Source organism: Pseudomonas sp. Sample_24 (genome assembly GCF_004307605.1).
In the GTDB taxonomy this organism is placed as follows: domain Bacteria; phylum Pseudomonadota; class Gammaproteobacteria; order Pseudomonadales; family Pseudomonadaceae; genus Aquipseudomonas.
Map to the genome: position 1 here is coordinate 1 of NZ_RCNW01000480.1, position 14,013 is coordinate 14,013.

The following is a 14,013-nucleotide window of genomic DNA, read 5'->3' on the forward strand; positions in this document are numbered from 1 at the left end:
TACGCCCTGGAAAAACGCTACATGCACAGCTGCCGCGACAACTACCTGCGCGCCTGCGTCCACGACGGACGACTGGGCAAGGGCGACATCGGGCCGAACATCAATTTCTTCATGAATGTACCGGTCACCGCCGACGGCGGGCTGACCTTCGAAGACGGGATTTCCGCACCAGGCAAATACGTCGATCTGCGTGCCGAGATGGACGTGATCGTGCTGATCTCCAACTGCCCGCAACTGAACAACCCGTGCAACGCCTACAACCCGACCCCTGCGGAGCTGCTGGTATGGAACTGAAATTTTCGCGGTTGCGCCGTTGGTTGTTTGCCCTGTGCCAGGCCCGTTCCGGGCAGTGCCTGAAATCTCCAGACCACCGCTAACCCTGTGGGAGCGGGCTTGCCCGCGATGAGGCCAACACACTGCACATTGATGGCGACTGACCCATCGCTATCGCTGGCAAGCCAGCTCCCACAGGAGTCGGTGGTGGTCTGAAGAGAATTGATTCTGCCGCTGGGGACGACCTCGGCGCTTATCGAAAAACTGCGGGACGGCCCGCATCCCCTTCAGGGGTTATGCCATGTTCGAAAAAGTCCTGATCGCCAACCGTGGCGCCATTGCCTGCCGCATCCTGCGTACCCTGCGCGAACTGCACGTCCAGGGCGTTGCCGTGTACTCCGAAGCCGATGCCGCCAGCCTGCACATCCTGCAAGCCGATGAGGCCCACAGCCTCGGCGAAGGTGCCGCCGCCGGCACGTATCTGGCGGTCGACAAAATCCTCGCCATCGCCAAATCCACGGGCGCCACGGCGATCCATCCCGGCTATGGCTTTCTGTCGGAAAACGCTGCGTTCGCCGAAGCCTGCGCAGCCGCCGACATCGCCTTCATCGGCCCGACGCCAGAGCAACTGCGGGTGTTCGGCCTCAAGCACACCGCCCGTGCACTGGCCAGACAACACGGCGTGCCGATGCTCGAAGGCACCGAACTGCTCGACAGCCTCGACGCCGCCCTGCTCGCCGGTGAACAGGTCGGCTACCCGGTGATGCTCAAAAGCACCGCCGGCGGTGGCGGCATCGGCATGCGGGTGTGTCGCAGTGCAGCCGAGTTGAGCGAGTCCTTCGAAGCGGTCAAACGCCTGGGGCAGAACAATTTCAGCGATGCCGGTGTGTTCATCGAGAAGTACATCCAGCGTGCCCGCCACTTGGAAGTGCAAGTGTTCGGCGATGGTTGTGGTGAAGTGATCGCCCTCGGTGTACGTGACTGCTCGGTACAGCGGCGCAACCAGAAAGTCCTCGAAGAAACCCCGGCACCGAACCTGCCGGACGGCATGGCCGATGAACTCTGTGCCGCCGCGATCAAACTGGCCAAAGCAGTGAGTTACCGCAGCGCCGGCACCGTGGAATTCGTCTTCGACAGCGACGCCCAACGCTTCTATTTCCTGGAAGTGAATACTCGCTTGCAGGTAGAGCACGGCGTCACTGAACAGGTGTGGGGCGTCGATCTGGTGCGCTGGATGGTGCAACTGGCGGCCGGTGATTTACCGCCGTTGAGCGAGCTGATGCACGGCTTGAAACCTGAGGGTCACGCGATCCAGGCGCGGCTGTATGCGGAAGATCCGGGACGGGATTTCCAGCCGAGCCCGGGCTTGCTCACTGCGGTGGATTTCCCTTCGGCCAACGGCATACAACTGCGCATCGACACGTGGGTCGAGGCCGGGTGCGAGATCCCGCCCTACTTCGACCCGATGATCGCCAAGGTCATCAGTTGGGCGCCGACTCGCGAAGAAGCCCGTGCCGATTTGCATCAAGCCCTCGGCGAAAGCCAACTGTATGGCGTGGAGACCAACCGCGATTATCTGCGGCAGATTCTGCTCGATACCCCCTTCGCCAGCGGCCAGCCATGGACCCGTTGCCTGGAAGGCCTGGTGTATCAGGCCAACACTTTCGAAGTCATCAGCGCCGGCACCCAGACCAGTGTCCAGGACTATCCCGGCCGCCTCGGCTACTGGGCTGTCGGCGTACCGCCGTCGGGACCGATGGACAGTCGTGCATTGCGTCTGGGCAACCGCTTGCTGGGCAACGACGAAGGCGCGGCGGCACTGGAAATCACCATGAGCGGGCCGTTGCTGCGCTTCAACTGCGCAGCCGTGATCGCCGTGACCGGGGCTGTGATTCCATTGACGTTGAACGGCGAAAGCGTGCCGATGAACACGGCGTTGCTGATCCCCGCAGGGGCGACTTTGAGTCTCGGCACCATCGCCGGCGCCGGTGCCCGCAGCTACCTGTGCCTGCGCGGCGGCCTGCAAGTGCCGGATTATCTGGGCAGCAAAAGCACCTTCACCCTCGGCCAGTTCGGCGGCCATGGCGGTCGTGCCCTGCGGGCCGGTGACGTGTTGCATGTTCCGGCGCTGAGCGACCTCAGCGTCGGTCGCCAACTGACTGAGGAACTCGTCACCGCGTTGCCAGCCGTGCGACAGATCCGTGTGATCTACGGCCCCCACGGAGCCCCGGAATATTTCACCGAGAACTACATCGAGACCTTCTTCGCTACGCAGTGGGAAGTGCATTTCAATTCCAGCCGCACCGGCGTGCGCCTGATCGGGCCGAAGCCACAATGGGTGCGTGCCGACGGTGGCGAGGCGGGTCTGCACCCGTCGAACATTCACGACAATCCCTACGCCATCGGTGCGGTGGACTTCACCGGGGACATGCCGGTGATCCTCGGCCCGGATGGCCCGAGCCTCGGTGGGTTTGTTTGCCCGGTGACGGTGATCGAGGCCGATCTTTGGCAGTTGGGGCAATTGAAGGCTGGGGACAAGGTGCAGTTTCTACCCGTCGACCTCAAGACCGCCCGTCAATTGGCAACACAAAGCCTTTGTGGCGAGGGAGCTTGCTCGCTCGCCACAGGCCAAGTGCTCCCACAGGGTCTTGTGTCGCCAGTGGTGTTGGATCTTGGCCAGGACGATACCCGACTGGTCGCGCGTTTGTCGGGCGACACGCATTTGCTGCTTGAGATCGGCGCCCCCGAACTCGACCTCGTCCTGCGTTTCCGCGCCCACGCCTTGATGCAGGCGCTGGAAAGCCAAGACTTGCACGGTGTGATCGACCTGACACCCGGCATCCGTTCCCTGCAAATCCACTATCAACCCGAACAACTGCCGCTGTCCGACCTGCTCGGCATCGTCGCCGGTGAATGGGACGCGGTGTGCGCCGCCAAGGACCTGCAAGTGCCGTCGCGCATCGTCCATCTGCCGCTGTCCTGGGACGACCCGGCGTGCCAGTTGGCGATCGAGAAGTACATGACCACCGTGCGCAAGGACGCGCCGTGGTGCCCGAGCAATCTGGAGTTCATCCGCCGTATCAACGACCTGCCGAACCTCGATGAAGTGCAACGCACGGTGTTCGACGCCAGCTATCTGGTGATGGGCCTGGGCGACGTTTACCTCGGCGCACCGGTCGCCACCCCGCTCGATCCGCGCCATCGCCTGGTCACCACCAAGTACAACCCGGCCCGTACCTGGACCGCGGAGAACTCGGTGGGTATCGGCGGCGCCTACATGTGCGTTTACGGCATGGAAGGCCCCGGTGGTTATCAGTTCGTCGGGCGCACGTTGCAGATGTGGAACCGCTACCGCGAGGTCGCCGCGTTCGACGGCAAACCGTGGCTGCTGCGCTTCTTCGACCAGATCCGTTTCTACCCGGTCAGCGCCGATGAATTGCTGCGCATTCGCCGGGATTTCCCTCTCGGGCGCTTCGATCTGAACATCGAACACAGCCAGCTGAACCTGGCGGATTACCAGGCGTTTCTGGCACAGGAAGCCGAGACCATCAATGCTTTTCGCGACCAGCAACAAGCCGCCTTCAATGCCGAACGCGAGCGCTGGATCGCCAGCGGCCAGGCGCATTTCGATAGCGAGGAACTGGCCCCGCAAGTGGTCGAAGACGCACCGCTGGACGATGGCCAACTGAGCGTCGACAGCCACATCGCGGGCAACCTCTGGCAGGTTCAGGTGGAAACCGGCAGCCGTGTCGCAGCCGGCGATGTGCTGGTGATTCTGGAGTCGATGAAGATGGAAATCCCCCTGCTCGCCCCGATGGCCGGCGTGGTGCGCGAGATCCGCGTGCAACCGGGTTCGGCGGTGCGCGCCGGACAGCGCGTCGTGGTCCTGGCACTCGACTGAACCCATTTTGAAAAGGACGCACACCATGAACATCAATCTGCAACTCGACGCCCTGCGCAACGCCTACCGCGACGGCAGCACCACACCTCGGCAATTGCTGCTGAGCCTGCGGGACAAAGCCGCAGCGCTGAACCCGGACTACCACCTCTTCATCCACTTGCTGAGTGTCGAAGAACTGGAACCCTATCTAGCCGCGCTCGACGGTCGAGAAATCGACAGCCTGCCGCTGTACGGCGTGCCGTTCGCGATCAAAGACAATATTGATCTGGCGGGCGTTCCGACCACGGCGGCTTGCCCGGCCTTTGCCTACGTACCGCAACGTTCGGCCACTATCGTCGAACAACTGCTGGCGCTGGGCGCGGTGCCGCTGGGCAAGACCAATCTCGATCAATTCGCTACCGGCCTCAACGGCAGTCGTTCGCCCTATGGCGCGTGCCCGAACAGCGTGTTGCCGGAATATCCGTCGGGCGGTTCCAGTGCCGGTTCTTCGTTGGCAGTAGCGCTCGGTGTCGCGAGTTTTGCCTTGGGCACCGACACCGCAGGCTCCGGACGCGTCCCGGCGGCGCTGAACAATCTGGTCGGGATGAAAGCCACCAAGGGCCTGATCTCCACCGCCGGGGTAGTGCCGGCCTGTCGTACGCTGGACTGCGTGACCACGTTTACCGCGACCGCCCGCGAAGCCAGTCAGTTGCTGGCATTGACCGCCCGACTCGACCCAAGGGATGAGTACAGCCGCAGCAACCCACTGTGGAATGACGGCTCGGCGTTTGGTGTCGTGCGTCCGTTCCGCTTTGGTGTGCCGCGGGCGCAAGACCTGGAGTTCTTCGGCTGCACCGAGGGGCCGGTGCTGTTCGCCGAGGCCATCGATCAGCTCAAGGCATTGGGCGGTGAAGCCGTTGAGCTCGACCTGTCGCCCTTTCTTGAAGCCGCGCGCCTGTTGTATGAAGGCCCCTGGGTGGCTGAGCGCTACAGCGTGGCCGGCGAGTTGATGGCGCAAAATCCCGAGGCCGTGTTGCCGGTGATCCGCGCCGTGCTGGCCAAGGCCCCGGCTGTCAGTGGCGTGCAAACCTTCCGCGCCCAATACCGTCTGCAAGCGTTGAAAGCCCTGTGCGACAAGGCGCTGGAGAATCTCGACTGCGTGATCACGCCAACCATCGGCCGCCCGGTCACACTGGCAGAGCTCGCCGCCGAACCAGTCCAGCGTAATTCCGAATTGGGCTACTACACCAATTTCATGAACCTGTTGGACTACGCCGCTGTGGCCGTGCCCAGCGCTTTCATGGGCAACGGTTTGCCTTGGGGTGTGACACTGTTTGGTCGGGCGTTTACCGATCAATACCTGTTGAGCGTGGCCGCTGGTTTGCAGCGCCAGCAGGGTTTGTCTGCCCCTGCTCCGACATCCGTGGCGCGCAATGATCGTGCGCGGCTGGTGGTCTGCGGCGCACACCTGGACGGGCTGGCGCTGAACTGGCAGCTCAAGCAGCGCGGCGCTCGATGGGTGGAAACGACAACCAGCTCACCCGACTATCAACTCTACGCCCTGGCCGGTGGCCCGCCGTTTCGTCCGGGCATGGTTCGGGTGAAGGAAGGTGGCGTGGCCATCGCCGTCGAAGTGTGGGAATTGCCGAGCAGTGAACTCGGCTCATTCCTGATCGGGATTCCCGCGCCGCTGGGATTGGGCAAGGTGCAGCTGGCAGACGGGCGTTGGGAGAGCGGGTTTATCTGCGAATCGTATGGACTGGAAGGGGCGGTGAATATCAGCCACCTGGGTGGCTGGCGTGCCTACCTGAAAACCCTCGCCTGACTGATCGTTCCCACGCTCTGCGTGGGAACGCTCCTGTGACGCTCCGCGACACCGGGGCGAAGGGACGCGGAGCGTGGGAACGATCAAACCCTCCAACTGTGTGGGAACGACCATTCGCGGCGTACATGGAGCAGTTATTTTCGGCAACAGCCCTTAGAATGTCTGCCATCGGATTACTGACAATGGAATTGCCATGCCGCTCCGCTCGCCGCTGTATTCTCAACGCTGGTTGATACTCACGCTGATCGGGTTGCTGGGCGCAGGTTTCCTGGCCACGTCATTCCTCAGTTACTACGCCTCGCGGGCATCAATCCGCGACAACATCGTCAACACCGAACTGCCGCTGACTTCCGATACGGTGTACTCGGAAATCCAGAAAGACCTTGTCAGACCGATCCTGATTTCCTCGATGATGTCCCGTGACACCTTCATGCGCGACTGGGTGGTCAACGGTGAAAAAGACACCGATCAAATGACCCGTTATCTCAACGAGGTCATGACCCACTACGGCGCCTACACCGCGTTTTTCGTCTCCAACACCAGCCTGACTTACTACCACGCCAAAGGAGTGCTCAAGCAGGTCAAGGCCACCGAACCGCGAGATGCCTGGTATTTTCGGGTGCGTGACATGAAGGATCCCTACGAGATCAACGTCGACCCGGACCTCGCCAACAAGGACAACCTGACCGTCTTCATCAACTACAAAGTCTACGACTACAACAACCGTTTCATCGGTGCCGCCGGTGTCGGGCTCACGGTCGATGCAGTGATAAAACTGATCGACAAGTACCAACAGCATTATCAGCGCAGTGTGTACTTCGTCGACACCTTTGGGCGGCTGGTACTCACCGGTGCCGAAGGGGGTCCGCAAGGCGCCCAGGCCGGGCAGCCTCTGGGCGAACTTGAAAGCATGAAAAACCTGGTCAGCCAGTTGCCCAAGCCCCACAGCGGCAGCTACGAATATTCCGGCCAGGGCCAGGGCCATTTCCTCAACGTGCGGTTCATCCCGGAGCTGAACTGGTATCTGTTCGTCGACAAACTCGAAGACGGTGACCTCAGTGACATCCGTCGCTCGCTGTACCTCAACCTGCTGATTTGCCTGGTGGTCACCCTGAGCGTGCTGACCCTGCTCAACCGGGTGATCAAGCGCTATCAGAGCCGAATCCAGGCCCAGGCCACCCTCGACAGCCTGACCGAGTTGCCCAATCGCCGAGGCTTCGATCTGCTGGCTGCACAAGCGATGCACGAAGCTCAGCGCGAACCGAAGCCGCTGACGACGTTGCTGCTGGATCTGGACCACTTCAAGGCACTGAACGACACCTACGGCCACCTTGCCGGCGATCAGGTGCTGATCGGCTTTGCGCGGGATCTGGAAAGCTGTCTGCGGCATTCCGACATTGTCTGCCGCTGGGGCGGTGAAGAATTCATCGTGATGCTCAAGGACACCGACGCTGAGACGGGTCTGAAAATCGCCGAGAAAATTCGCCGGCACGTGGAACAGCAACGTTATGCCTACAACGGCAACGTGCTGCATCTGACAGTCAGCATCGGCCTGACTACCCTGCAAGCCAACGACACCTTGCACACCCTGCTGTCGCGGGCCGATCATGCGATGTATCGGGCCAAACAAAGTGGCCGCAATCGAACCTGCGTGGAAAAGCCTCACCCCCGTTATGAACCAGCCTGATCTGTGCCCCGCTTGCGGCGCCCCCAACGACTGCACCCTGGCCGATCCGCGAACTGCCGATCGGGCGTGTTGGTGTTATGGCGTCAACATCGACCCGGCGGTGCTCCAGGCACTGCCGGCCGAACTGCGCAACGCTTCATGTCTGTGCCCGCGCTGCGCTGAGGTCGAGGCGCAGTTGCAGTTGCAAGCAGCGGCTCGACCGATCGAGTAAGATGCGCGGCCCTTTTATCGCCGATATTCAACCATGCGCGTCGACCGTTTCCTCAGCAACCTGTCGTGCTTCAACCGTAAGCAAGTGCGCCTGTTGCTGGTGGAAAAACGCGTGCGGGTCGACGGAAAAGTCGTCAGCGATCCACACAGTGAGGTCCGTGAATTCAGCCGCGTTGAAGTCGACAATGACGTACTGCAAGCCGGTAAACCGTTGCGTCACTTCATGCTGCACAAGCCTGCCGGTTGCGTCAGCGCCACCCGCGACTCGCAACACCCGACCGTTCTCGACCTGATCCACGAGCCGGACAAAGACGAGCTGCACATTGCCGGGCGCCTGGACTACAACACCACCGGCCTGATGCTGATCACCAACGACGGCAGCTGGTCACGACGCCTGACCCAACCGCAGACCAAACTGCCGAAGGTCTATTTCGTTGAAACCGAACAGGACATCGGCCCCGAATACGCAATCAAATTCCACGAAGGCCTGTACTTCGCCTTCGAAAACCTCACCACCCAACCCGCCGAACTGGAGCTGCTCGCACCAAAGTGCGCACGCTTGAGCATCGTCGAAGGCCGCTATCACCAGGTCAAGCGTATGTTCGGCCACTTCAACAACAAAGTGCTGCGCCTGCACCGCGAGCGCATGGGCCCGCTGGCACTCGACACCTCGCTAAAACCGGGCGAATACCGCGCTTTAAGCGCCGAAGAGATCCAATCGATCTAAGCAGCCTACCGCTCAGCAGAAGTTGTCGAACAATTTACCAGCGGCACTTGCGCAAAGATGTGACCCCTGCTTGAATCAGGACGTCGGCCCGAATTGTGACCGACGAGTCACAACATACTTCTAAGAAACTTTTTGCCGGTAGGGACCCTTGGGTTCCGGCCTCACCCGGCAGACTGCCCGCCAATAACAATACCCGTCGACCGGACTGCACTGGATCGACATGGGCCTCCAAATTCCAAGGCATATGCCTACCTGTCACAAAGCTCGTGCAATCTCTTTTGCGCGCATACCCGCTTGCCAGGAGTCTTATGACATGAGGCCAGAAATCGCTGTGCTGGATATACAGGGTCAGTATCGGGTTTACACGGAGTTCTATCGCGCAGACGCCGCAGAGAAGACCATTATCTTGGTCAACGGCTCGATGGCCACGACTGCGTCGTTTGCACAAACCGTGAAAAACCTCCATCCGCAATTCAATGTGGTCTGCTACGACCAGCCCTACGCGGGCAAATCAAAAGCCCACAACCTGCATGAGAAATTGCTGACCAAGGAAGTCGAAGGGCAGATCCTTCTGGAGCTGATCGACCACTTCGCCGCCGAACACGTGCTGTCGTTTTCCTGGGGTGGCGCCGCGACCCTCGTCGCCCTCGCCCAACGACCACGGCGCATCGAAAAAGCCGTGATCAGCTCGTTCTCGCCGGAGATCAACGCGCACATGCTCGACTATCTCGAGCGCGGTGTGGACTACCTCGGCAGCCGTGATGGCGACCGGGTCGGCAACCTGGTCAACAGCACCATTGGCAAACACCTGCCGACGTTGTTCAAGCGCTTCAACTACCGGCACGTCAGCAGCCTGGCCGATCACGAATACGGGCAGATGCATTTCCACATCAGCGATCTGTTGCACAGCGACCGCCAGTGCTTTTTCAAAGCGGCAGAGAAAATCAATGTGCCGGTGCTGTTCATGAATGGCGAATGGGACGAATACACCGCCGCCGATGGCGCCCGGTTGTTCGCCAACCACGTGCAACACGCCACCTTCACCACCCTTGAGGCCACCGGCCACTTTCTCGACATGGAACACAAAGCTGCCTGCCGAGACAGCCGCAACGCACTGATTGGGTTCCTGAAGCCGGCGCAGCACGAAAGCCGACCGCGTTACCACTACGTCCAGGACCACCATGCATTGGCCATCTGAAACAGCGTCATCGCGAGCAAGCCCGGTTCCGCAGGAACGAGGCTTGCCCGCGAATGACCGTCTCAGGTCCTTGTAGTGTTTCACCTGCGCTAAAGCCGTATCGCGCAAAGAAAAACTTCATTTCCACACGCACATCTGGTACAAAGTCACCGCTCTGAGCGGGTGTCGTATAATGGCATTACTCCAGCTTCCCAAGCTGATAACGAGGGTTCGATTCCCTTCACCCGCTCCACTATTTTCAAGGCTTCCAGCGGTGCATGAACACTTCTGCAATCAGTTGGGGGCCGTTTTGGGGGCCGTTTGGCTGTTTGGATGTCCAGGCAAGCCACTGATTTGTAATCAATAAGCCCCGGGGTCGATACCTAGAGCCCGCGCCATAAAAAATCAAGGCTCGCAGTTATGCGGGCCTTTTGTTTATCTGCAATACGTAAAAAGCCACGTAACAAAGAGTCCGCTTTAGGAGTGTGATCATGGATTGGATGCAGTTTGTAGCGGCTATCACCTCCTCGCTGGCATGGCCAATCGCCGCAGTAGCCGTTGTTCTCTCGGTCAAACGACCACTACTTGCTCTCCTGCCAAAAATCCGCACGCTGAAGTACGGAGATTTACAGATTGATCTTGAAGAACAGCTCAAGGCTGTCCAAGCGGATCTAACAACCGACACCAGTGTTTCAAGTGGGGCAACTCCCCCAGTAGTAAGTGCTGCCACGGTCCAATTAGCAGCAATCGCGCCCCGAGCGGCCATTTTGTATTCCTGGTCTGAGGTTGAGTCAGCCCTTGATTCAGCCATAGATAAACTTGGTTGGCGGTTCGAGCCTAAGTACGACAGCCCCATACACAAATTGTGGTTGCTTCGCGAAAAAGGCCATATCGACGAATTGACAGCCTCGACGTTCAAGAGATTGATGAAGATTCGTAACGAGGCGGCGCATATCCAGGAACTACAATTGGAAGAGGACGAAGCCTTATCTATGTCCGCCTCGTGTGCATGGCTGATTGAGCGAATTCAAGCGATCGAGCACAACGAGGAACTGCCGGTAGAAGGCGAGGAAGAAGAAAACCTCCCCGTTTGAGTCTTTTTCTCATTTTGATGTTGACCCACCGGAAAGAGGTTAGAAAGGTTAGTTTTTTGCTAATCGGTCTGAAAGCCTTGTGCTACGCGGCTTTGCGGTCGGCGCCCTTGGTTAGCTTTAGGGTTATGAGAGGTAATTTCCTAACCTTTATAACTGTTAATAACCCAATCAATAAAATCCTTATAAATCAGTACATTACGATTTAATAACCTCAAACCTAACCAAAACTAACCTCTCAAAGTTAGGCCTCAACCCCAGTAAACACGGGGCCTGCAAATCACCTCTACCCCCATTTTCAAAAACTAACCCTTTTCCCGAGTGACCTCTCTGAATCGCCCTGTGACCTCGCTCCAGCAACGCCCTCAAAACAGCCTACCCTCGCAGGGATTCGCAGGCTTTTTCACCCTTATCAATGCCAGAGCAAGCCCAGCCAGGCCCGCGTCACAGCACCTGCAGGGCGTGCAGAAAAAGCGCCCTATTTAGCCCGCAGGCGTGGCGGGGGGACGACGGCGCGCGCCAAGTCAAAACACCACTTGGTGGGTCCGGTACCAGAAAGCCCGCACCTCGTTGATCGCTGTACCTACAATTGGTGTTTACTACGCTCAAATCACGCAGAGGCACTCATGGATCCTGGGAACGTTTCAGCAATCATTTCGGCTGTGGCAGGTATCAGCGGCGTTTTGCTCGGCAACTCCTTCGTCTTGATTAAAGAATGGTGGGTCAAACGTAAGACGGTTAACCAGTCCACGACGTATTTAGGGATTATCGTTGTTTCGCACTTGGATCGATTCGCAAGTGAATGCTTCGACTGTTGCAAAGATGATGGCACCTGGCATGGTCAACCAGCGGGCCAAGATGGTTACTGCCAAACCACGACTTCAGACCCTATTTTTCGTCCATTAGAACTTGACGTTGATTGGAGACTGTTACCCAAAGATTTGATGTATTCGATTCTTCGAATTCCCGATCAACAGGACCAGCTTCTTGGAAAGCTTCGAGGAATTCAGGACTTCAATTACGATCCGCCGGATCACCCGGAGTTTTTCTGGTCAAGGAGAAGGGGGTACGCCGTATTAGGGTTGCAGGCATCTGACGTAGCGAAAAAACTTCGCTCACATGCAGGGCTACCTGCTGACGAACCTCTTCCAGGTGAATGGGATCGAGATAAGGATATGAAGGAAGTGATAGCCCATTTAGATGAGCTGGAAAGGAAGAGCTGCTTAGGTAGTGTGATTCCAGCAGAAGTCGAATAGGCACCCAGTGAAGAAAAAGACGCCCCCCGGCATCACCGGGGGCAAATCAGTAGTGGCAGGGCCACCACGGGATTTGGGGCCGGCGGCGCTGATGGAATGGGGCCGTGCAGAGTGACGAAGATGCTAACGATCAGGAGCAAATTGTTTAGGTTGAGGTTTAAAGACATCGGTAAATTCTCTCGTATGTCTTGTATTTAGCTTGGCGAGATTTTGAATCAGCCGGAATTCACTACCGTTCGTCGGGTGTTCTGATAAAAAGCTGGAAGCGGCCGCGCGCGTAACCGTCGCGTTACGAAAAACGCCGTTTATGTTCAACAGGCCCACACATCTGTGCCCCGGTGTGGGGGCTTTGTTGCTTCGGATACAAGCCGCCCAGGACTGATCTACCATCATCTCTAGCATTGTTTTTGCGCACTGACCGCCACTCACTCGGAAAGAAAAGGAATCTCTATGTCCGCCTGGTTGCTCCCTCTCTTTACCATCGTCCTAGTTGGCTTTGGCATGTTCTTAATTGCTGAAGCCTGGGGTGGCTACGACTTTGAGCCGGCTACCCTAGGTTATGGTTGTGCGGCACTGATGGCTGCCTTGGTTCTGTACAGAGTCTGGAGTCGAAAGCATTGAAACGAGCCAGTGATCACACCGCCCTCGGTGACCTTAAAAGTTTACCTGTGCGCTTTGTGCGTTCACGCCCTGGTGAGATATGGCCGTGGCTGTCGAAGGCGCGGCCATGAGCGGCGACGAGCACGACCCTTTCGCGGCGCTGAACTTGCCGCAAGCGATCCACGCCATGGCGCTGAAACTGCTGGGCAACATTGCCCAGGCGCGCACAGCGGCCGATTGCCACCGCGCGGCGGACCGCGCCGAGGGCTTCGCCCTGGGGATTGAGACGGTCAAGGCGCTGAATGCGGCGAGCTTGGAAGGTTTGTATCTGGAATTTGAGCACGCAGCGACGGCGCGGCTGGTGGTGCTGGAGCAATGATTGGCTGAGGCACTCAGGACGGGACAAAAGACACAAAAAACCGCCTTTAGTAAGGCGGCTTTTCATGCTCCAGTTATCTGTTGAAACGCCTACCGGGCGGCTTACTCACCAGTTGAAATAGATCAACTCGTTGGCCTGCTTACCGCCCTGCCCCCCCACCATATGCCGAAACGGCACTTCCTTCAGTCGAAGCCCCGAGAACACCTCGCGAATCTGTGGGTGGTCGTTGATTGAGATGACCATGTGGCCCTTGATCGATGCCGCCAGCTCGGCCATCACCTGGTACTGCTCGAAGTTGAATGCACCTGGTGCGTACCCCGCAGTCTCGAAGTAAGGCGGATCGAGGTAGAACAACGTGTGCGGCCGATCGTACCGGCGGATGCATTCCTTCCAGTCCAGGTGTTCGATGGTTGTCCGAGCCAATCGCAGGTGCGCCTCGCTGAGCTTTTCCTCAATGCGCAACAGATTCAGCCTGGGCGGTGAAGTGGTCGCGGTACCGAAGGTGCGACCCGTTGGCTTGGCGCCAAAGCATTGCTGCTGAAGGTAGAAGAACCGCGCAGCCCGCTGGATATCAGTCAGCGTTTCCGGGATCTGCATGTTGGTCCACTCAAACATCTTGCGGCTGACCAGTGACCAGCGAAACTGCCGGACCAGCTCCTCCAGGTGATGCGCCACCACCCGATACAGGTTGACCACCTCACCATCGAAGTCGTTGATAACCTCCACATGGCTTTGCTCTTTCATAAAGAACAGTGCCGCACCTCCGCAGAACGGCTCGACATAGCATTCGTGCTCTGGAAACTCAGGCAGGATGTGTTTGGCCATGCGGCGCTTTCCGCCCATCCAAGGGAAAATCGGTGTAGACATAAGTGATCCTTGTCTCTGCTATTGGATTCGCTTAGGCTTCC

At 58.7% G+C, this 14,013-nt stretch carries 11 protein-coding genes and 1 tRNA gene; 11 read left to right on the forward strand and 1 reads right to left on the reverse strand.

Annotated elements, in window-relative coordinates; all coding sequences use genetic code 11:
* The 11 genes from D8V06_RS27545 to D8V06_RS27600 form a co-directional block, all read left to right on the forward strand.
* A partial coding sequence (locus D8V06_RS27545; protein WP_130932198.1) for a DUF1989 domain-containing protein occupies nt 1-294 on the forward strand: 294 nt, incomplete at its 5' end.
* Between the two features lie 280 nt (nt 295-574).
* A complete protein-coding gene (uca, locus tag D8V06_RS27555; protein ID WP_130932199.1) occupies nt 575-4,174 on the forward strand; it encodes an urea carboxylase in 3,600 nt (1,199 codons plus the stop codon).
* A 25-nt stretch (nt 4,175-4,199) separates the two neighbouring features.
* Nucleotides 4,200-5,978 (forward strand): allophanate hydrolase, encoded by a 1,779-nt coding sequence (atzF, locus tag D8V06_RS27560; protein ID WP_130906934.1) that lies wholly within the window; start codon nt 4,200-4,202, stop codon nt 5,976-5,978.
* Between the two features lie 193 nt (nt 5,979-6,171).
* On the forward strand, nt 6,172-7,665 hold the full coding sequence (locus D8V06_RS27565; RefSeq protein ID WP_056856042.1) for a sensor domain-containing diguanylate cyclase: 1,494 nt from the start codon (nt 6,172-6,174) through the stop codon (nt 7,663-7,665).
* Nucleotides 7,652-7,876 (forward strand): cysteine-rich CWC family protein, encoded by a 225-nt coding sequence (locus D8V06_RS27570; protein ID WP_130932200.1) that lies wholly within the window; start codon nt 7,652-7,654, stop codon nt 7,874-7,876. Before D8V06_RS27565 ends, D8V06_RS27570 begins: the two co-directional genes overlap by 14 nt.
* Before the next feature lie 33 nt (nt 7,877-7,909).
* Nucleotides 7,910-8,602, forward strand: a complete 693-nt coding sequence (locus D8V06_RS27575) for a pseudouridine synthase (RefSeq protein WP_056856044.1) — start codon at nt 7,910-7,912, stop codon at nt 8,600-8,602.
* A 313-nt stretch (nt 8,603-8,915) separates the two neighbouring features.
* Entirely contained in the window at nt 8,916-9,800 is an 885-nt protein-coding gene (locus tag D8V06_RS27580) for an alpha/beta hydrolase (protein WP_056856045.1), read from the forward strand.
* A 158-nt stretch (nt 9,801-9,958) separates the two neighbouring features.
* Nucleotides 9,959-10,032, forward strand: a tRNA-Gly gene (locus D8V06_RS27585).
* A gap of 238 nt (nt 10,033-10,270) precedes the next feature.
* Nucleotides 10,271-10,873, forward strand: a complete 603-nt coding sequence (locus D8V06_RS27590; protein WP_130932201.1) for a hypothetical protein — start codon at nt 10,271-10,273, stop codon at nt 10,871-10,873.
* A 623-nt stretch (nt 10,874-11,496) separates the two neighbouring features.
* Nucleotides 11,497-12,126: a hypothetical protein gene (locus D8V06_RS27595; protein ID WP_130932202.1), complete on the forward strand. Its 630-nt coding sequence runs from the start codon at nt 11,497-11,499 to the stop codon at nt 12,124-12,126.
* 727 nt (nt 12,127-12,853) lie between these two features.
* The gene (locus tag D8V06_RS27600) at nt 12,854-13,105 is read left to right on the forward strand and encodes a hypothetical protein (protein ID WP_130932237.1); all 252 of its coding nucleotides are present in this window, start codon (nt 12,854-12,856) and stop codon (nt 13,103-13,105) included.
* Between the two features lie 105 nt (nt 13,106-13,210).
* On the opposite strand, the gene D8V06_RS27605 is transcribed toward D8V06_RS27600, so the two are convergent.
* Nucleotides 13,211-13,972, reverse strand: coding sequence for a DNA adenine methylase (locus tag D8V06_RS27605; RefSeq protein WP_130932203.1), 762 nt, complete (start codon nt 13,970-13,972; stop codon nt 13,211-13,213).
* Between the last annotated feature and the right edge of the window lie 41 nt (nt 13,973-14,013).